The sequence below is a fragment of the Rhizobium sp. Root491 genome, assembly GCF_001427205.1.
In the GTDB taxonomy this organism is placed as follows: domain Bacteria; phylum Pseudomonadota; class Alphaproteobacteria; order Rhizobiales; family Rhizobiaceae; genus Agrobacterium; species Agrobacterium tumefaciens.
Map to the genome: position 1 here is coordinate 215063 of NZ_LMFF01000001.1, position 17858 is coordinate 232920.

Annotated in this window: 20 protein-coding genes and 2 tRNA genes; 12 read left to right on the plus strand and 10 right to left on the minus strand. The window is 56.8% G+C overall.

What is annotated here, in order from left to right:
* The first annotated feature begins 3 nt into the window (after positions 1 to 3).
* The 5 genes from uppD (at position 4) to ASD46_RS01035 (ending at position 5298) form a co-directional block, all read left to right on the plus strand.
* Positions 4 to 1146, plus strand: a complete 1143-nt coding sequence (gene uppD, locus ASD46_RS01020; RefSeq protein ID WP_035198139.1) for a polysaccharide biosynthesis type 4 glycosyltransferase UppD — start codon at positions 4 to 6, stop codon at positions 1144 to 1146.
* A 221-nt stretch (positions 1147 to 1367) separates the two neighbouring features.
* Positions 1368 to 2921 carry a polysaccharide biosynthesis glycosyltransferase UppE gene (gene uppE, locus ASD46_RS01025; protein ID WP_003512611.1) on the plus strand — a complete coding sequence of 518 codons (1554 nt, stop codon included), beginning with the start codon at positions 1368 to 1370 and terminating at the stop codon, positions 2919 to 2921.
* Positions 2918 to 4159, plus strand: coding sequence for a polysaccharide biosynthesis O-antigen ligase family protein UppF (gene uppF, locus ASD46_RS01030; RefSeq protein ID WP_025593231.1), 1242 nt, complete (start codon positions 2918 to 2920; stop codon positions 4157 to 4159). Before uppE ends, uppF begins: the two co-directional genes overlap by 4 nt.
* Before the next feature lie 78 nt (positions 4160 to 4237).
* Positions 4238 to 4387: a hypothetical protein gene (locus ASD46_RS27395; protein ID WP_003512607.1), complete on the plus strand. Its 150-nt coding sequence runs from the start codon at positions 4238 to 4240 to the stop codon at positions 4385 to 4387.
* Positions 4388 to 4617: 230 nt separating this feature from the next.
* Complete coding sequence (locus ASD46_RS01035) at positions 4618 to 5298, plus strand: hypothetical protein (RefSeq protein ID WP_035198134.1); 681 nt, start codon at positions 4618 to 4620, stop codon at positions 5296 to 5298.
* Between the two features lie 96 nt (positions 5299 to 5394).
* On the opposite strand, the gene ASD46_RS01040 is transcribed toward ASD46_RS01035, so the two are convergent.
* Positions 5395 to 5931 (minus strand): DUF1269 domain-containing protein, encoded by a 537-nt coding sequence (locus tag ASD46_RS01040; protein ID WP_003512604.1) that lies wholly within the window; start codon positions 5929 to 5931, stop codon positions 5395 to 5397.
* A gap of 219 nt (positions 5932 to 6150) precedes the next feature.
* Here ASD46_RS01040 and ASD46_RS01045 point away from each other — a divergent pair.
* The 3 genes from ASD46_RS01045 (at position 6151) to ASD46_RS01055 (ending at position 7000) form a co-directional block, all read left to right on the plus strand.
* Positions 6151 to 6227 (plus strand) — tRNA-Pro (locus ASD46_RS01045).
* A 138-nt stretch (positions 6228 to 6365) separates the two neighbouring features.
* On the plus strand, positions 6366 to 6626 hold the full coding sequence (locus tag ASD46_RS01050; protein ID WP_003512603.1) for a hypothetical protein: 261 nt from the start codon (positions 6366 to 6368) through the stop codon (positions 6624 to 6626).
* A gap of 170 nt (positions 6627 to 6796) precedes the next feature.
* The gene (locus tag ASD46_RS01055; RefSeq protein ID WP_013635930.1) at positions 6797 to 7000 is read left to right on the plus strand and encodes a hypothetical protein; all 204 of its coding nucleotides are present in this window, start codon (positions 6797 to 6799) and stop codon (positions 6998 to 7000) included.
* 59 nt (positions 7001 to 7059) lie between these two features.
* Here ASD46_RS01055 and ASD46_RS01060 read toward each other — a convergent pair whose 3' ends face one another.
* From ASD46_RS01060 to ASD46_RS01090, 7 genes are all read right to left on the minus strand, one after another.
* Entirely contained in the window at positions 7060 to 7557 is a 498-nt protein-coding gene (locus ASD46_RS01060; protein WP_003512602.1) for a ferritin, read from the minus strand.
* Between the two features lie 116 nt (positions 7558 to 7673).
* The gene (locus ASD46_RS01065; protein WP_003512601.1) at positions 7674 to 8129 is read right to left on the minus strand and encodes a pseudoazurin; all 456 of its coding nucleotides are present in this window, start codon (positions 8127 to 8129) and stop codon (positions 7674 to 7676) included.
* Positions 8126 to 8947: an ABC transporter ATP-binding protein gene (locus ASD46_RS01070; RefSeq protein ID WP_025593227.1), complete on the minus strand. Its 822-nt coding sequence runs from the start codon at positions 8945 to 8947 to the stop codon at positions 8126 to 8128. The genes ASD46_RS01065 and ASD46_RS01070 overlap by 4 nt, the downstream gene beginning before the upstream one ends.
* Complete coding sequence (locus tag ASD46_RS01075) at positions 8944 to 9996, minus strand: FecCD family ABC transporter permease (protein ID WP_025593225.1); 1053 nt, start codon at positions 9994 to 9996, stop codon at positions 8944 to 8946. Before ASD46_RS01075 ends, ASD46_RS01070 begins: the two co-directional genes overlap by 4 nt.
* Before the next feature lie 120 nt (positions 9997 to 10116).
* A complete protein-coding gene (locus ASD46_RS01080; RefSeq protein ID WP_035198131.1) occupies positions 10117 to 11211 on the minus strand; it encodes an ABC transporter substrate-binding protein in 1095 nt (364 codons plus the stop codon).
* A 312-nt stretch (positions 11212 to 11523) separates the two neighbouring features.
* Positions 11524 to 12078 (minus strand): dual specificity protein phosphatase family protein, encoded by a 555-nt coding sequence (locus tag ASD46_RS01085; RefSeq protein ID WP_003512595.1) that lies wholly within the window; start codon positions 12076 to 12078, stop codon positions 11524 to 11526.
* A 138-nt stretch (positions 12079 to 12216) separates the two neighbouring features.
* Positions 12217 to 12804, minus strand: a complete 588-nt coding sequence (locus ASD46_RS01090; protein WP_003512594.1) for a YqaA family protein — start codon at positions 12802 to 12804, stop codon at positions 12217 to 12219.
* 516 nt (positions 12805 to 13320) lie between these two features.
* Between ASD46_RS01090 and ASD46_RS01095 the strand changes: the two genes are divergently transcribed.
* Positions 13321 to 13965 (plus strand): exopolysaccharide biosynthesis protein, encoded by a 645-nt coding sequence (locus ASD46_RS01095; protein WP_025593222.1) that lies wholly within the window; start codon positions 13321 to 13323, stop codon positions 13963 to 13965.
* Positions 13966 to 13968: 3 nt separating this feature from the next.
* On the opposite strand, the gene ASD46_RS01100 is transcribed toward ASD46_RS01095, so the two are convergent.
* The gene (locus tag ASD46_RS01100) at positions 13969 to 14247 is read right to left on the minus strand and encodes a hypothetical protein (protein WP_013635921.1); all 279 of its coding nucleotides are present in this window, start codon (positions 14245 to 14247) and stop codon (positions 13969 to 13971) included.
* 176 nt (positions 14248 to 14423) lie between these two features.
* Between ASD46_RS01100 and ASD46_RS01105 the strand changes: the two genes are divergently transcribed.
* Together ASD46_RS01105 and ASD46_RS01110 are read left to right on the plus strand one after the other, a co-directional pair.
* A tRNA-Asn gene (locus tag ASD46_RS01105) sits at positions 14424 to 14498 on the plus strand.
* Positions 14499 to 14679: 181 nt separating this feature from the next.
* A complete protein-coding gene (locus ASD46_RS01110) occupies positions 14680 to 15858 on the plus strand; it encodes a hypothetical protein (protein ID WP_060641781.1) in 1179 nt (392 codons plus the stop codon).
* Positions 15859 to 16032: 174 nt separating this feature from the next.
* Here the strand turns inward: ASD46_RS01110 and ASD46_RS01115 are convergent, their stop codons facing one another.
* The gene (locus ASD46_RS01115; RefSeq protein ID WP_060641782.1) at positions 16033 to 16293 is read right to left on the minus strand and encodes a hypothetical protein; all 261 of its coding nucleotides are present in this window, start codon (positions 16291 to 16293) and stop codon (positions 16033 to 16035) included.
* A gap of 479 nt (positions 16294 to 16772) precedes the next feature.
* On the opposite strand from ASD46_RS01115, the gene ASD46_RS01125 reads away from it, so the two are divergent.
* Entirely contained in the window at positions 16773 to 17834 is a 1062-nt protein-coding gene (locus ASD46_RS01125) for a site-specific integrase (protein WP_060641784.1), read from the plus strand.
* The last annotated feature ends 24 nt before the right edge of the window (positions 17835 to 17858 follow it).

A 17858-nucleotide genomic window follows, 5' to 3' on the forward strand; every position in this document is an offset into this window, starting at 1 on the left:
GACATGGCGGATGACGGTCCTCCCCTGCGCATCATTCACTGTTTCCGCTCTCCCGTCGGTGGCGTGTTCCGCCATGTCCGCGACCTGATCGAAGAACACGTCAAGCAGGGCCACAAGGTCGGCATCGTCTGTGATAGTTCGACCGGCGGCGCGCATGAGGAACGGCTTTTCGCGCAGATCGCCCCGATGCTGGAGCTAGGGTTGACCCGCCTGCCGATCAAGCGGTCGATAAGCCCCGGCGACCTCTGGGCACTCTTTAAGTCCTACAACCATATCAAAAGTTTGCGGCCGGATATTTTGCATGGGCACAGCGCCAAGGGTGGCGCTCTGGCCCGGCTGATCGGCTCATTGTTGCGGGTGAACAAGTATCGCGTAGCCCGCCTCTATTCGCCGCACGGCGGCAGCCTGCATTACGATCGCAAAAGCCTTAAAGGGCAGCTGTTCCTGCGCATCGAGCGGTTTCAGGAGCATTTCACCGACGCCCTGTGTTTCGTTTGCAATTTCGAACAGGAAACCTACGAAACCAAGGTCGGCAAACCACGCACCCGCACGGCGATGATCTATAACGGCGTGCAGGAAAGCGAGTTTGAAACCGTGCCCACCCGCGAAGGGGCAGCGCGCTTTCTCTATATCGGCATGTTGCGTGACCTGAAGGGGCCCGACATCTTCATCAAGGCATTCGCCAAGATGGAACGCAGCATCGGCCAGCCCATGTCCGGCGTCATTGTCGGCGATGGGCCGGACAGGGACAAATATGCTGATATGATCGCCAGGGCCGGACTTTCGCAGCGCATTTCCATGCACGCCGCCATGCCCGCCAGACAGGCATTTGCGCTGGCGACGACTGTTGTCGTTCCCTCACGCGCCGAGGCGATGCCTTACATCGTGCTGGAAGCGCTTGCTGCGGGGAAAACCGTCATCGCCTCGCATGTTGGAGGCATAGCTGAGGTTCTGGGAGAAGACAGCGAGGCGCTCGTTCCGGCTGGAGACGCCGATGCGCTGGCAAAGATAATGGTCAAGGATGCCGAGAGCCCGGACTGGGGGAAACGGGTGATGCCCCGCCCCGACAGCTTCAAGGCGAAATTTTCAACGCCTGTCATGGCCGACGACATGATGAAGCTCTATCGTCACCTGCTTTCCCTCTAGAAACATTTCAAAAACACGATTTTTAATTGTATATTCCGTCGTCCTGTAGAAACTCATCATAAACGTTTCTTAGCATGTTTCGGCTAGTTTCCTGCTCGTAGAGCGCACGTATCCGCACGGATGCGAAAACTGTGCTCTACCACTTTGAAGTTGCGCATCGTTCCCTTCGAAAATCGATTCCGGTTTTCGGGCCGATGGGCTGGAGGGTGCGGACCAAAGCAATGACCAAGGCTGACAAGGGAAGACTTGAATTCGATCTGGCGACGTTGCGCCAGCAAATCTCCGAGCGCGATGCGGGTGAGCCTTCCGCATCGGAAAGCGTTGTTCTCAATCCGCTTGCACGGCAGATCGCCAACCAGCTTCGCGCCGGCAACCATTCGCCAAACATGGTCATAGGCCAATTGCGTCTTCTCGAATTTTCGATGCTGGCGATCATCGCGGCCATCGTCAACGGCATCGCTGCGCGGCAGGGGCTTGAAACCTTTCTTGCGGTTTTCGGCATTGGGGTGCTGGGCGCGGCGGTTTGCGTGTTTCTTTTGCAGGCCGGCGACTGTTACCAGTTGCCGACGCTGCGCGCGCCGCTGAAAATGTTTGCCCGCATTCAGGGCGCCGTCTGTCTGTCCTTCGTCACCGTCGCCGGCATCCTTCTCCTGTTTTTGCCAGAAGCGCTGCATTCCTGGCAGACTTTTGCCATCTGGTACGCCACCGGCGCAATCGCCATTTTCACCGGACGGCTGATCCTCGGCTTCGCCATTCGCCACTGGGGCCGCAACGGCGTGATGGAGCGTCGCGCCGTGATAGTCGGTGGCGGCGATGCCGCCAAGGACCTCATCCGCTCGCTCGAACAGCAAACGGACAATGATATCCGCATCTGCGGCATTTTCGACGACCGGAAAAGCGAGCGTTCGCCCGATGTGGTTGCCGGCTACCCCAAGCTCGGTACCTTCGCGGAACTGGTGGAATTCGCCCGCCTGACGAAGCTCGACATGCTGATCATCGCCCTGCCGCTCAGTGCCGAGGCGCGTATCCTCCAGCTCCTGCGCAAGCTGTGGGTGCTACCCGTCGATATCCGTATCGCGGCCCATGCCAACAAATTGCGTTTCCGCCCCCGCGCCTATTCCCATGTCGGCGCGGTGCCGATGCTCGACGTGTTCGACAAGCCGATACGCGACTGGGATTCGGTCGGGAAAAGGGTGTTCGACATCGTCTTCAGCATTATCGGCATCGTTCTGTTGTGGCCGGTGATGCTGGGCGCGGCTATTGCCGTCAAAACGACATCCAAAGGCCCGGTGTTCTTCAAGCAGAAGCGTCATGGCTTCAACAATGAAACGATCAATGTCTGGAAGTTCCGTTCCATGTATACGGAACTCAGCGACCCCACGGCGAAAAAGGCCGTCACGAAAAACGATCCGCGTGTCACGCCGGTCGGGCGGTTCCTGCGAAAATCCTCGATGGACGAGCTGCCACAGCTTTTCAACGTTCTTTACGGCGATCTTTCACTGGTCGGGCCGCGTCCGCACGCCGTGCACGCCCAGACGGGCGACCTGAAATATACCGAGGTGGTGGAGCATTATTTCGCCCGGCACAAGGTCAAGCCCGGTGTTACCGGCTGGGCGCAGATCAATGGCTGGCGTGGTGAGATCGACCACGGCGACAAGATCAAGTTCCGCACCGAATACGATCTCTATTATATCGAGAACTGGTCGCTGCTTCTCGATCTCAAGATCCTGTTCCTGACACCGATCCGGCTGCTCAAATCGGAAAATGCCTATTGACCCACACCGGTTACCAGCACGCACCGGATTTTGACGCACCGCTTGCCGCCATGCGGTTGGTCGGCGCGTTCTTCATTGCCTTCGGCGTCTTTCTTTCCGGCTTCGTGATTTCCGAACCGGCGCCCTATGAGCTGATGATGGTGGGGCAAGTGGCCATCTGGTTCCTACTGGGCTTGCGCCTTTCGCGCACCGTCGTCCTGCTTCTGTGCCTGCTGCTTGCCTTCAATGTCGGCGGTTATCTTTCGCTCACCACCATGGCCAATCTCGACGAGGGGCCGCTTTATCTCGCCGTATCGACCTTTCTGGCGCTGACCTCGGTTTTTTATGCTGCCATCATCGAGGACAAGCACCAGCGGCTGCTGCTGATTTTCCGGGCCTGGCTCGCCGCAGCGTTGATTACCTCCCTGCTCGGCATCATCGGATATTTTCACGCCATTCCCGGTTTCGAGGTCTTTACCCTTTACGATCGCGCCAAGGGCGCCTTTCAGGACCCGAACGTCTTCGGCCCCTTCCTGGTGACGCCGTCGCTGTATCTGATTTACGGCCTGCTCTCCGGCAAGGCGATGCATGCGCCATGGCGGATCCTTGGCCTGCTCATTCTGTCTCTTGCCGTGTTCCTGTCGTTTTCACGCGCCGCATGGGGCCTTTTCCTGTTTTCCACAGTGCTTCTGGTTTTCGTCATGCTGCTGAAAGAGCGTACGGCGGCATTCCGGCTGAAAATCCTCGTTCTGTTTCTCGTCGCCGTGGCATTGATGGTGGCAGCCGTCATCATCGCCCTGCAATTCAAGCAGGTAGCAGACCTGTTCTCCAGCCGCGCCTCGGCGGTGCAATCCTATGATGGCGGCCATCTCGGACGTTTTGCCCGCCACTATCTCGGTTTCCTGATGGCGATGGAACATCCGCTCGGCATCGGCCCCATGGTGTTCGACGACATCTTTCCCGCCGCGGAACATAATATCTGGCTGAAGAGCCTGACCACGCATGGCTGGTTCGGCTTCGTCATCTATCTCACGCTGATCTGCTGGACCATTGCCGCCTGCTTCAAACTGCTGCTGCGCCAGCGGCCCTGGCAGCCGTTTCTCATCATTTCCTGGGTAACCTTTGTCGGGCATGTGATGATCGGCAACGTCATTGACACCGACCACTGGCGGCATTTCTTCCTGCTGCTCGGCATATTGTGGGGATGCATGGCTCTGGAAAAGCGCGAAAGCCTGCGCCAAAGCAGAAGTGCCACATAAAGTCCTTACCCTTACGGAACCTTACATTATTTCATGCGTTTAGCCCGCGATCATGATTGTCAAACGGGGAGACATCCTATGACGCAGACGAACAATCTCTATTTTATCATTGGCGCACTTCTGGTGGTTCTTGTCGGGCTTGGAGCCTATGTCTGGCACGAAGAAAGCAAACCGAAGGGGATCGAGATGAATATCGGCCCGAACGGTGTTTCCGTGCAGGAAAACTGAGCACTTCCAGTAAAAAATGCGTAGCGGTTTCATGACTGAAACCAAGGCATTGAGTGCGTCCAACGCTTCGTTTCATTAGAGACGCACTATATGTCCGCAAGCGTCGCGCAAAGTTCGGCTATTAGACCGGGTGCATCCCAAGCTTGAGACGGCTGGGGATACACCCGGTCTTCTTATGAGAGGAGACGAAAGGCGGGATCGAGAATCTTCGCCGAGCCGGTTCGGTATGCATGACGTGTATCGGCCTGATCATGGAAACAGTGAGCGCAATGGTCTCCTCCGTCGACCTGTCCACACGCATCAACTCCACCAAACTCGCACTCAAGGCCATCAAGGAGCAGGAAGACAGTTCCGCTTCGACCTCCTCGCCACGAACTGCGATCCTCGACTCCTACGGGATAGACACCTCGCCCTCCTCCACCAATACGCGGCTGACACAGCTTCTGGCGCAATATGCGCAAGTCTCCGGCACTGACGCGGAGACCGACGACACCAGCACACAGGCGCCATCCGGCGACGTTACACAGGCCAGTTTCATGACAAGCCTGAAGGCGACGCTGGAAGAACTCTCCAAGGACCCCAGCAAAGCTACGCAAGCCAAGGCAATGCTGGAAGCGCTGGCCGCTGGAACGCTGACAGTCTCCGATCCGACCGAAGGCGCAAAGATAAAAGCCTGGGACGTGGAGGCCGACAAGACAACCACCTCAAAACCGGCAACCGAGATCACCACGACCGGCTGGAGCGATTTTCTGAAGGACCACCTCAAGCGCGACGGTTCCGCTTATGCAAAGACCACCGGTGGCGCCTATGTCGACAGTATTTCCGGCGACAACGCATTTTTTGGCAATGTCGGCAGTCGGTATTATTATCTGACCTGGCCGCAGGCGAAAACCGGAACGCTGACGGTTTAAGCCAAAGTTTCCGGCGAGGGTCGCAAAGAGCGCCAACGCAATTTTGTAGATCTGCTGCGACATGAATCATGCCGCAGCATCTTCTCCCTGCCTCGTTCAGACGGCAGGTGCTGCGGCTTGTTCCGTTCCGCCGGAAAGCGCCTTTTGCAGTTGTGCTTCCTGCTCTGGCGAAAGCGAGGTTTTGATGACCCGCCCACGAAGACCCTCCAGTTCCGCCATCACCTTTTCCGGCTGCACCTTGCGGATCAGCACGAACAACGCCGAAGATCCATTCGGGATGGTTTCACCCAGAGATTTGATGAAATCGTCGTCGATGCCGTAATCCGTCAGCGACCCCGCAAGCGCACCCGTTCCCGCACCGATCGCGCCGCCGATCGCAAATCCCGCGAGCGGATTGAGGAACAGCAGGCCAACGAGGCCGCCCCAGAGACCACCGGAGAGAAAACCGGAGCTTGCACCGATCGCCGTCAGATTGACGCTCTGCTTCAGGTGCACCTTGCCGTTTTCATCGCGAACGACGACGACGGCATCTTCCAGATCGACCAGATATTCCTTTTTCATTCCAGCAAGTTTCAGAAGGACCCGGTCGGCCTCTTCCGTTCCGTCAAAACCGACAACGACGAGTTCGGACATGTTTCATCTCCCTGAATTTCAGTTTCGCTTAGATTGGAACGCCAAAGAACACGGCAGGTTCCCGCCATGATGGAAGGATGATGTGTCACGCGTTTGACGGGCAACATCTTCGGGAAGAAAGTCCCCTGCCCACCGTCCACAGCCTTTGTTCCTTTTTTCAAGAAAAGGCTATTTTCTGCTTGCGCCCTAACAGGCTTATATATAAACGGCTTTCAGGTTCGGAGCGTAGCGCAGCCCGGTAGCGCACTTGACTGGGGGTCAAGGGGTCGTGGGTTCGAATCCCGCCGCTCCGACCATTAAAAACAGATAGATAGCCAGTTCCCCCAGAGCTGGCTATAATTTTTTCAGCCACATTCTCGCCGTTGCCATGCGCGAATTGACAAGATGCGGTCTGGGTGTGCGTTTATCCAAGCCTGAGAACGAGGTGTGCTGTGATGGTCAAAAAAACAAAAATTGAACACTCGGAATTCTCAGGCGAATTTGAAGACGACGGTATCACGGTTCTGGTTGATATCTACCGGCCGGCTGGCACCCAGCAGGATTGGACGCTCGAGGTTATCAGCGAGCATGATGATGTCACCACCTGGGAAGAACCTTTCACGACAGACAAGGACGCCTGGGAAGAATTCCTGGCCACCTGTGAGAAAGATGGAATTCGCAGCTTCCTGGACGGCGAAGATCCATCCGTTCATTGACGCTTGACACTGCGGTGCGAGGCAGTGGCGGGCGCGAGTGCATTCAACGATAATTCCAGAAATATACTCTTATTGCAAAGCCTGTGACCGTCCAGAGACGGCACACATTTGCCTTGTTGACTCTCTGCTAAAATTAGAACATTTAGTGAACAAACGAGAGGTCAACCGATATGCCCGATGCGGAAAAAATCACCCCTGTACGGCCTGACGACATAGCTGGATATGTCATCCAGTGTCATGATGGCGATGCGAAGGCGGCTGTTGAAACGCTGCTGGGCGAAATCGAACATTTGCAGGAACAGCTTTCCCTTGCGGTTGCCATCATGGGAAAAGGCTATACGCGTGGATGGACGCCGGATTTGGGAAGTGACTGAACCAGCCACAAGCTGCGTTTAATGCAGCTTGTGGAATATCGGTGAATGCTGCGCAGCTTTCAGGCCTTTTCAGCCAGTTCGCCGATTTCGCGGTCAATCAGATAAAGCGCATTGGGACCGTCACCGATCAGCTCGATCTTGCCCATTATCGTGCGGCACAGGCTGTCCTCCTCATGCTGTTCGTTCACGAACCATTGCAGGAAGGATGTGGTCGCATGGTCTTTTTCAGACCGCGCGAGATCAACCGCTGCGTTGATGGCGGCGGTGACACGCGATTCGTGTTGCGCGACAATTGCAAACAACCCTTTGATATCGTTTGCGGTGACCTGTGGGGCAGGCAGCTCGGTGAAAATAACTGGAGCTCCGAGATCGTTCAGAAAGCTGAAGATGCGGTGCATATGCTCCAGCTCTTCGGCAGCATGGCCAAGCAGAAACTTGTAGCAACCATCGAGATTGCGCTCAGCCGCCCAGGCGGCTGCCTGAAGATAGGCGTGGTGGGCGCGCAATTCGCCGTTGAGCAGGTCGTTCAATGTCGTTTCGACTAGTTTATTTGCCATTGGTTTATCCTTGTTATGGTGATTGCAGCCAATTTTTTCGTGCGGGCTGCTTCACACACCCGGCGAGCGAGATAAGAGGGATCGAGCGTCCCATCCGGTCCAGCACGGAGATGGCGTCATTGCGTCGGCGTTAGCTGTGCCAGAGCCGCGTCCAGCCTTTCGCCCTTCATGACCAGTTTGGGGCGCAGCTTCTCCGCCTTTTGCCTGACCGATTCCAGATTGACGGGCTTGCCGACCTGGATCACACCGATCATCGCCATCATCAGATGCGGCGGGCAATAATAGAGATAGACGCCTTCCTTCTCGACGGTAACGGTGAAGGCCTCATCGAGCTTGCCTTTCCAGGGCGTTACGCCTTCCGGAACGGCATAGGACTGCACGTAATGGCTGGAATTTTGCGGCACGAAGGTGATGGTGTCGCCGGGCTCTGCCTTTACATAGGAAGGCTCAAACACCATGCTGCCGTCCGTGCCGTAATTGAGCATCAGCACCTTGTGTTCGGCAGCAAAGGACGGCGCGACAGAGAAGGTTACGGCCAAAGCCGCGGCAAACGTCATCAAAAATCGTTTCATGCAATTATTCCTTCAAGGGTTTTGAAATGTTCGGGCAGCGGGTCGCCAGCCGGCTGGATGACGGGATTGCCGCGCCTGTCCCGCAAAACTTCCACCGCCACCCCGTAGGTCTCGGAAATGAGCTTCGGCGTGACGATATCTCCCGGCGCGCCGGTCGCCTTCAATGCGCCATCGGAAATCACCAGCAGGTTGTCGGCATATTGGCAGGCGAGGTTGAGATCATGCAGCACGACCAGCGTTACCCAGCCATTGGCGCGGGTTTCCTGCCGCACCAGATCGAGAAGCGCCACCTGATGTTTGAGGTCCAGCGCGCTGACCGGCTCGTCCAGCAGCATCGCCTGCGGCTCGCGCATCAGAACCTGCGCGAAAAGCGCCATCTGCCGCTGCCCGCCGCTGAGGGAGGCGATCTCCCTGCCCGCCAGATGCGCTATTCCCGCCTGATGCAGGCGTGTCATGGCTAGGTCGAGCGTCTCGTCATCAATATGCAGCGACAGACGCCCGAAACGGCCGAGTGCCACCACCTCCAGCACGCTGAGCGCAATATCGGCCGTGGTGTCCTGCGGCATGTAGGCAAAGCCATCGCGCCACTGCCTTATATACCGCCCCGCCCTCTCCCCGGCCCGAAGGCGGCGGTCGCCGAGGCTGATCGAACCGGCAGCAAGTGGCAGATCGCCGAAGATCGCTCTCAGAAGGGTCGTCTTGCCCGTTCCGTTTGGGCCGATGACGGCATGAATATGCCCCGCCTCCAGACGCGCCGACAGCCCTTTCACAACAGTCTGTCCGCCGCGCTCGGCGGAAATCGAATCGAGAACCATCATCGGCCGCGCCTCTTCGGAGCGAAAATCAGCCACATCAGAAACGGCACGCCGACAATGGCCGTGACGATGCCAACCGGGAACAGCGCACCGGGAACGATCGATTTGGAGAGGATCGAGGCAGCCGACAGCATCAGCGCGCCGCTCAGCACCGACATGGGCAGGAAGAAGCGCTGATCCTCGCCCACGGTCATGCGGGCGATATGCGGCGCGACCAGCCCGATAAAACCGATGACGCCGACGAAGCTGGTGGCCGTCGCGGTCATGATGGCGACGATGACGAGAACCTTCATGCGCAGCCAGCGGACATTGATGCCGAGGCTTGCCGCCCGCATCTCCCCCATTCTGAGCGCGGTCAGCTTCCAGCAATCCGCCATCAGCAGGGCGCAGCAGAGGGCGGTCACGGCAGCGGTCAGGCCAAGCGTCGGCCAGGTCGCCTTAGTCAGGCTGCCGAACAGCCAGAAAAGGATCTGCTGGGACAGCTCCGGTGAGGAAAGGAACTGGATGAGCGACAGCAGCGACTGAAACAGGAAAAGAAGCGCGATGCCACCGAGAATGATGGTTTCGGTCGTCATCCGCCGCATGGAGGCCAGCGTGAAGAGAAAAAGTGCTGCGAGCATGGAAAAGACGAACGCGCCCAGCGGAACGGCAATCATGGCATCCAGCCCGAGACCGCCAAGCGCCAGTACCAGCGCCGCACCGAAACCGGCCGCTGCGGCCATACCGAGCGTATAGGGGCTCGCCATGGGATTATTGAGCAGGGTCTGCATTTGCGCGCCGCCTGCTCCGAGTGCCGCACCGACGGCAAGCGCCATCAACGCCATGGGCAGGCGAAGGCCGCGCACGATGGAATCGGTCATGGCGGCCCGTTCGCCAAGGCCGGTCAGCGACTTTACCACTTCGGCGGGCGACAGCAGCGAAGGACCAGTGGCGATATCGAGAACGAGGCTCACCGCCATCAATACGAAGAAGATAGAGAGGACACGCCAGCGACGGCGCTCGCGCAGCCGGTGCGCACCGATGGCCTCGGCGTTGCGGGCAGCAATTGTCATGAAAACCTGCCTGAAAGGACTGTCTGGAAAAGCGGACGCCGCAACGGCGGCGTGCGCGAGATTTCGCCACTGTGGCGGCGAAGAAAGCACGTTTCTGCGCCGCCACAGGCAAGCGCGATATCAATCCTTGACGGCGATGGCGAAAGTGCCTTGAGGCGTTACCGGAAGGTACTTCTTGTAATAGCCGAGATAGTTGGCGATCGGATCGACATCCTTGAACTGCTCGGGATATAGCTGCTTTGCGATGTACTGAACCATGGCGAAATCGGAGAGCGTGCGCGACGCACCCTGGTAAACACCGAACAGCTGGCCGTTCTTGATGGCGGGCAATTCGCTCCAGCCCTGACGGGCCTCAAATGCCTTGAGTTTCTCGCCTGCGTCTGCCGCCTTCACCGCCTGTCCCATGGGCAGCGCTGCCGGGTTCTTGTTGTTTTCGCGACCGGAAATGAAGATGGCGTCAGGCTTGGACGCCAGAACCTGTTCTGGATTGATCGGTCCCCACCATTCGACGAAGGGAGCGGCAATGTTGTCGCCGCCAGCCGCCGTGGACATGGCGCCCCACATGTTCTTGCCGTAGGTGAAAGAATATTCGGCCGGGCCCTTGTTGCCGAACTCGACATAGACTTTCGGCTTCGGCTTGCCGGACTTGGCGACCCGGTCAGCGACCTCTTTCAGCGAACCGGCATAGAAGTCGGCAATTTCCTTGCCACGCTTCTCCTGGCCGGTCAGGTCGCCAAAAAGCCGGGTCGAGGCGACGTGTCGCTCGACCGTCTGGGCGTTGTAGTCGACGACAACGACGGGAATGCCCTCTTCTTCCAGACGATCGGCATCGAGACCAAGCGCTTTGTATTGCCAGTCTGCCAGAATCACCAGATCGGGATTGAGGCTCAACACTTTTTCGACCGAGAAAGTCTGCGCTTCCACTTCACCGACATCGGCAATGTCGGCAAGCGAGGCGCGATGCGCGAGGTGCATCTTCCAGTTGGCGGGTACCCAGCCTTCCCAGGCTTCGCGAGAAATGCCGACGACGGAATCATAGGCTTTCTCGCCGCCGACCGCCATGTAGTCCTCGAAGTAGAAACCGAGAACAACGCGCTTTGCTGGAAGGTCAACCTTCACTTCGCGTCCGATGACATCTGTGATGGTCTTTTGTTCAGCCATTACATAAGGGGCGGTAAAGAGAATAGATAAAAGCGATGCGGCAAGGCCGCTCATAAATGATTTAGGGGTCATGATGCGATCCAGAAGTTGAAACAACGTCGCTCTATAAAAGATGATTAAAGGAGTCAACTTAATTGTTGGATCGCATAAGTTACTAATATATAGACAAAAAATGTGATTTCCGACGAACCTTGAGAGAGAGAAATCGGGTCGCCTGATGAAAGACAGGCTGCGTCGTTGATAACTCAACAGTTAAGAAACCAAGCGTTTGGGCCCCGTCCCGACCGTTGCGCGATCATAACAGAACGCGAAATCCCGTTTCAGGAGATCGATCAGCAATTTTGCGGACGCTATGCCCGACCGTTTTCAAAACTCGTTTGAAGCAATTGTGAAGTCGTCGGCGATCGACATGTGTTCGACATTTTCCCAGGTCTGGTCCATGGCATAGGTCTCAGACAGATAGGGGATGCCGATATGGCCGTAGCGGACGGAAAGCTGGCTCTCAGCCGCCTTTTCACCGAGATACGCGACGCGGCCGAGATAAAGCGCGGTCGCAAGGCCTGTCCTGTCCGCACCGGACTTGCAATGGATGAGGATGGGCTTCGGCGCATCACGCATGATCGCGACCAACTGGTTCACCTTGGTCATGTCGAGTTCGTGGCGGGCTGACATGCCAAAATCGATATGGGTCAACCCAAGCTCGCGCGAGGTTTTGATCTCATCCTTGTACCAGTCCTCGGATTCATTCTCTCCGCGCAGATTGATGACCGTCTTTATGCCATGGTCCCTGGTATAGCGGACCAGCTGCTCACTGCTTGGCTGGTTGGAGCGGTAAAGCTGCCCCGCCACCACCTCGTGAAAGTTGCCGAGAAGCTGGATAGCAAGGAGATAACCGCCTGCGGCAAGCACAGCAATACCCATGCCCCCCAAGGAGCACTTCCATAATCTTCGCATAATAAATCGGTTCTCTCATTGGACGAGACAACCGATACAGCTGGATTCTGACAGTAGGCTGAAAGTTATGCGACAGTATTGTAAGAGTAGAAAAACTGCGTTTCGTCAGCGCACGAAAACGTAGACCGCATAGATGGCGATGAGCGCTGCGGCCACAGCGGCGGCAATAACACCAAGGCGTTTTTCGATGAAGTGGCGCACCGGTTCACCGTATCTTTGCAGCAACCCGGCGAGGATGAAAAAGCGCGCGCCGCGCGTGACGACAGCCGAGAGAATGAAGAGGCCGAGGCTGATATTGGCCGCACCGGAGAGGATGGTGACGACCTTGATCGGCGGCAGATGCGCAAAGCCCGATGTCACCAGCAGGAGAATGATAGTCTCGTAATTTACCGAATTCTTGAGCTGCTCGAAGCTGTCCAGCTTGCCGTAAAATTCCAGAATTGGCCGCGCGATACTCTCGAAAGCATAGTGGCCGAGAAACCAGCCGGCAATGCCACCGAGAACGGAAGCGACCGTTGCGACGAGCGCATAAAACATCGCCTTTTTTGGCTTTGCCAGCACCATGGGCAGGAAAAGCACATCCGCCGGCACAACGAAGACGGAGCTTTCGACGAAGGCCACGATCGCCAGCCACCACACGGCGCTTTTGCGCGCGGCAAGCGCCATCGTCCAGGCATAGATGTTTTTCAGCATTTCATGTCCCCGGGGAAGATCGTTTTAGACCGAAGGCAAGGCGGGAGCCAAGGCATCTCAGTGGCGGTTTGTCAGCGGCGGACGTTCTGACTATCGACCGCCGCCAAATCAGGATTAGAGACAACGCAAGAGAATGGCAAATGTTGGAAGATTTATTTTTTGCGTTGCGGCAAACGAGAAAAACAAACAATTCCAGACCGCAACGGCGAATGGTTGCTGCGATGCGAAATTTCATCCTCAGGTAGATAAACCGGCCTTTTCGCGGTAGAATAAGGTGTGGCGGAAAGAGGAGGAAGTTATCATGGACTATGTAAGCTTCATTACGTCGATCAATCCGGTCATACTGGTCATCCTGCTGATTGTTCTTCTCGCAGGCGCCTACAGCAGCTGGGTTTCCCACTGACAAAGGCGGGCAGCAGCACCGGTCCGAAAAGACGCTGATTTTCCATCGGCGGTAGGCATTTGGCCGGATGAATGTTATCAAACCCGGAGTTAAAGCAACTTCCGGGAAGCCTGATGTCGAACGAATTCGCATTCACTGATACGTCTGAAAAGCTCAGCACCACGCTCGAAAAGCTGATTGGGAAACTGCAAGGTCAGACGATCACATTGCGCGAGCTGATGGAGGCAATCGGCGAACAGGGCCTGCTGCTCATCTGTGCCATAGCTTCCCTGCCTTTCCTCATTCCGGTCTCCATTCCAGGCGTCAGCACCGTGTTTGGCGCAGCGATCATTCTCGTCAGTCTGGCCATCACCCTCAACCGTCTGCCATGGCTGCCGGCCAGGATTCTCGACCGGCAGATGGAAACGGCAAAGCTGGTGCCGGCACTGCAGAAAGGCGTCGCCATCGTCTCCAGGCTCGATCGCTTCATCCGCCCGCGCCTTCCGGCGCTGACGGCGGGCATCGTCGCCAATAGAGTAAACGGACTTGCGCTGATGACCGCTGGCGTGTTGCTGATGATGCCGCTCGGCTTCATTCCCTTCTCCAACACCCTGCCGGGCGTAGCCATCCTGCTTTTTTCGGCGGGTATGATCCAGAGGGACGGCGTGACCGTTCTCGGCGGATATCTGTTTCTCGTCCTGACGGCGATTTATTTTGCAGCACTCGCCTATGCCGCCTTCTGGGCCGGACAGGGCCTCAGCAGCTCGATGGGCGGCTGAGGCTTATTGTCCACCTCTATTGCGGGTGTTGCGACCATTGCGTCGCGATGCCCACCAGACTGCCAGCCGCCGCCGCCTGCGGCGAACCGCCGGCAAATCGTGGGAAAGCACGATAAGACCAAGCGGGACCATCCAGAAACCGAGGATGGGCAAAAACCCGAGCGTTCCGCCCACCACCAGCGCCGAGCCGGTGGCGATCCTGCCGACGCGCGAACGCGGCATGGCAACGCTCCATTTTCCGAGATTGAGACGACCCGTTCTGTGGTCCATTCCAAATTTCATTCCATACTGCCCTTTAACATCTGGCCTGTGGATAATTTTTTCACCGTCGATAAGCCCGGAAAATCGGGACTCCGGCGAGATAAAACAAGATGAATGCGTTTTTTTTGAAAAAAGCGCTTGGCAAATCGGAAAAGCATTTGTATTACCCCGCTCACACCGCGCCAAGCAGCGCACGTTCCCTGGTAGCTCAGCGGTAGAGCATTCGACTGTTAATCGACAGGTCGCCGGTTCGAATCCGGCCCGGGGAGCCATTTTTTCTTGCAAGCGCATGATTTGCTTGAAGATTTTGATACCGCTGAAAATTTCCCCACATTCCCTCCCCGCTTTTGGCGTGGCAATCTTCTGTTGATAACGTCAAGCCATCAACGGGGTTGTGTCTTCTGTTGTTCCGTTGACGTATAGTGGTGTCAGTATTTTGAGCACGATGGCTGCATGAAACCGGACAGACTCCAAAATATTCTACGCGAAATGGAAACGCGGCTGCGCCGTGCAGAGGGAGAGATGCGATCCGCGGCGTCGAATCCAGATTCCATCCGTGAAATGCTGTCGCGCTTTTCCCACCTGAAATCAAACATCCGCAGGTTATCCTCCAAGCCAGATGCCATCAGCTTCGATGAGGTGCAGGCGCTTGACCTGCAAATTGATCAACTGGCAGATGCCGCAGCTCGAACTAGATCGACGTTACTCACATCGCATCCCTTGCACAGGGTTCTCGGAGATATTGTTCACAACGGTGCTGGTCTCTCCCGCCTCACGACGGGAATGAAGATTGGCCTCAATCAGATCACGCCCGACAATCTCCTCGAAATGACACCCGGCCAAAAAACTGCGGCGTTCCAGTTCGACTACCATAACGAATCCTTGGTTGTGATTGATCAACCTTTGAGATCCAGCGAGCGGGAACGGGATTTCGCTGAGGCTGCAATAGAATCGGCGGTGGAACACGGCGCTTACGTACTTACTGATCTAGAAGGCACCAACGTCTCACCAAGACTTCGGGCCGCGTTCGCCTCACTCCAAGCAACGTTAGAGGCACACAAAAATATTGTGCAAATTGGCCAAAAAGCGCAGCTTTGCGGACGGATGGTGAACTCAGAAATCGATGAGCTCTCGCCCAACTTGGCAGCGCTATTGATCGGCCACATTGAAATGGTGACAGACGCCCTCTCCCAATTTGAGGACTGGCGCATCTACTGTGAGAATGCTGCCGCGTTGAAGGTCAATCAAGGTAACATTGACGACATGATCGATGGTGCCCGCGAAATCGTCGTGATGATCAGGGACAACCAAGCGGTGGCACCAGAAGTCAGTGATGCCTTAAAAACGGTCTCGCACTGGGCGGACGGCCCCAATCCCGATAAGCGAGACGTGCTTTCCCTGGCGAGAACTATTGAGAATTTTTTCGCAGCTGTAGTTAGGTCCGCGTTTCGCTTCGCTAAGGACGTTGGTACGGATATTCGAAAGCAGGCCATCGCCGGCATCGCGTTTCTTATTGTGACCTCGGTAACGGTCAATTTGGTGCCGGCCCTGTCAAGAATTCCAGGCGCCGAATGGGTGCAGCCCGCCGTGAGTTACATTAAAGGACTCACCTCTACCGTCCCGTCACCATAGTGGAAAAGGCCCGCAGGGTGGTGAACCCTACGAGCCTTCTTTGCGCGGTGGTGGCGCTTGATCCCGGACGCAAATGAGCGTCTAGGTCTCCTCAGGAATAAAGGACCGGGTGCAGCCCGAAGGCGCACACCGGCAAGGTAGCCAGCCCAAATGCGCAGGGCTGGCTGGAAGCTGTCACGAGCGATTCTTGGTAGGCGCGTGGTGCGCGTCTAGCGCCGCATAGAACTTGTTCTTGAGGATCTCGGCGCGCGACGCAGCATCATGGAGGATGTAAGCAGCGGTGTTTGCGTCGTCGTGGTCCATGTGGGCCACTAGCTGCGCGGTGATGTAGTCCAACGCAATGCGTGTCGAATTGAACACGTCACACACCTCAGCTTCAAGGTTAGGGAATTCTGACATGCTTTCAGCCTTCGCTGTTATGACTGTGTTTACCATGATCTTGGTTCCGCGTTGCGATTTTGGTGTCTTGGTGATACTTTTAGATCAACCAACCAAGCACGTCAACACAAAAAGATCGAAATGATACCAATGGATCACGACAGCCTGTCTGGCCGCCAGTTGGCGGCAGCTAGAACTCTAATTGGTAAGACGCAGTCTGAGATCGCCACGGCTGCTAGAATATCCGTCCCGACACTAAAGCGCATGGAGGCGAGCGAAGGCGGGGTGTCGGGCATGACCAACAACGTAGCGGCCGTGGTCCAAGCTCTCCTTGATCTCGGAATTATTTTCATACCGTCGAACGGCAACGGCCCGGGCGTGCGGTTGCGCGATCGCGCTTGACCTACGCACACGATACTGCCTAACCTACCTTCGCGGCCACCAAGCACACCACCACCACCACCACATGAGGAGACGACAAAACGCTTTCGGCATTCTGCCGGCGGCAGGTTGCTCCTTTGCGGAAGGGTTGAGCAATGCGTGACGCAAATTTAAAGGGCCTGGCCACGGTCAAGAAGACTCTCGCCAGCGGCACGACCGTCTACTACTGCTATGCGTGGCGCGGTGGGCCGCTGCTAAAGGACGACAAAGGCGAGCCGATCCAACCCGGCGATCCTCTTCTCGATGGCGCCTTCAAGCTAGCCCACGAGCAGCGCAGAGCGCCCTCACCTACCAACCTATCGACGCTTATAACGCTCTATCGCGGCTCTTCTGATTTTCGCCGAACCAAGCTCAGCACGCGTCACGAATACGATCGTTATCTCGATAAAATCCGAATGCAGTTCGGCGGCCTATCGCTTGAGGAGCTACAGCAGCCGCCGACGCGCGGCGCGTTTAAGGAATGGCGGGATTCTTTCGCGGGCACCCCAAGGACGGCGGACTTTGCGTGGATGATTTTGGTTCGTGTGCTGTCATTTGCAAAAGACCGAGGAATGATCTCGGTCAACATCGCAGAACGAGGCGGTCGACTGTACCGCTCGACGAGACGCGATCAGACGTGGGCTGACGCCGACGTAGCGGCTTTCGAGGCTGTGGCGCCCTCCTACATGCGTTTAGCCATTCAGTTGGCGCTATGGACAGGCCAGCGCAAAGGCGACCTTCTGCGGCTCTCCTGGCGCGATTTTGACGGCGTCAATTTGCGGTTCGCTCAGTCGAAAACGAAGGCGCGGGTTATTGTGCCCATGGGGGCACTTGCTGACGTTCTGCGCCCCCAGAGTGGGAGTGGCGCCATCCTTAAAAACAGCCGCGGCGCAGCCTGGACAAGCGACGGGTTCAACACATCTTGGAGAAAGTGTTGCACGAAGGCTGGTATCACCGGCCTCACATTTCACGATTTGCGCGGTACAGCGATTACACGGATGGCGCTAGCCGGGTGCACAGTGCCAGAGATCGCCGCCGTTACCGGGCACAGCCTGAAGGATGTCGAGACTATTCTTGATATGCACTATTTGGGCGGCCGCGCTGAATTGGCAGCAAGTGCGATGCGGAAGATGTCGCCCGCGCAAGTGAAAGCAAATGCTGAAGGAGCCGAGATATGAGCGACATCGTTTTTGAAGCGGCGG

Bases quoted from the DNA above. Each gene is read 5' to 3' on its own strand.
- ASD46_RS01100 (WP_013635921.1), bottom strand. From the start codon at position 14,247: ATGAAATTTGGAATGGACCACAGAACGGGTCGTCTCAATCTCGGAAAA.
- ASD46_RS01040 (WP_003512604.1), bottom strand. From the start codon at position 5,931: ATGTCCGAACTCGTCGTTGTCGGTTTTGACGGAACGGAAGAGGCCGAC.
- ASD46_RS01115 (WP_060641782.1), bottom strand. From the start codon at position 16,293: ATGGTAAACACAGTCATAACAGCGAAGGCTGAAAGCATGTCAGAATTC.
- ASD46_RS01050 (WP_003512603.1), top strand. From the start codon at position 6,366: ATGGTCAAAAAAACAAAAATTGAACACTCGGAATTCTCAGGCGAATTT.
- ASD46_RS01095 (WP_025593222.1), top strand. From the start codon at position 13,321: ATGTCGAACGAATTCGCATTCACTGATACGTCTGAAAAGCTCAGCACC.
- ASD46_RS01125 (WP_060641784.1), top strand. From the start codon at position 16,773: ATGCGTGACGCAAATTTAAAGGGCCTGGCCACGGTCAAGAAGACTCTC.
- ASD46_RS01085 (WP_003512595.1), bottom strand. From the start codon at position 12,078: ATGGGTATTGCTGTGCTTGCCGCAGGCGGTTATCTCCTTGCTATCCAG.
- ASD46_RS01070 (WP_025593227.1), bottom strand. From the start codon at position 8,947: ATGATGGTTCTCGATTCGATTTCCGCCGAGCGCGGCGGACAGACTGTT.
- uppE (WP_003512611.1), top strand. From the start codon at position 1,368: ATGACCAAGGCTGACAAGGGAAGACTTGAATTCGATCTGGCGACGTTG.
- ASD46_RS01060 (WP_003512602.1), bottom strand. From the start codon at position 7,557: ATGGCAAATAAACTAGTCGAAACGACATTGAACGACCTGCTCAACGGC.
- ASD46_RS01075 (WP_025593225.1), bottom strand. From the start codon at position 9,996: ATGACAATTGCTGCCCGCAACGCCGAGGCCATCGGTGCGCACCGGCTG.
- ASD46_RS01110 (WP_060641781.1), top strand. From the start codon at position 14,680: ATGAAACCGGACAGACTCCAAAATATTCTACGCGAAATGGAAACGCGG.
- ASD46_RS01055 (WP_013635930.1), top strand. From the start codon at position 6,797: ATGCCCGATGCGGAAAAAATCACCCCTGTACGGCCTGACGACATAGCT.
- uppD (WP_035198139.1), top strand. From the start codon at position 4: ATGGCGGATGACGGTCCTCCCCTGCGCATCATTCACTGTTTCCGCTCT.
- ASD46_RS01080 (WP_035198131.1), bottom strand. From the start codon at position 11,211: ATGAGCGGCCTTGCCGCATCGCTTTTATCTATTCTCTTTACCGCCCCT.
- ASD46_RS27395 (WP_003512607.1), top strand. From the start codon at position 4,238: ATGACGCAGACGAACAATCTCTATTTTATCATTGGCGCACTTCTGGTG.
- ASD46_RS01090 (WP_003512594.1), bottom strand. From the start codon at position 12,804: ATGCTGAAAAACATCTATGCCTGGACGATGGCGCTTGCCGCGCGCAAA.
- ASD46_RS01065 (WP_003512601.1), bottom strand. From the start codon at position 8,129: ATGAAACGATTTTTGATGACGTTTGCCGCGGCTTTGGCCGTAACCTTC.
- ASD46_RS01035 (WP_035198134.1), top strand. From the start codon at position 4,618: ATGACGTGTATCGGCCTGATCATGGAAACAGTGAGCGCAATGGTCTCC.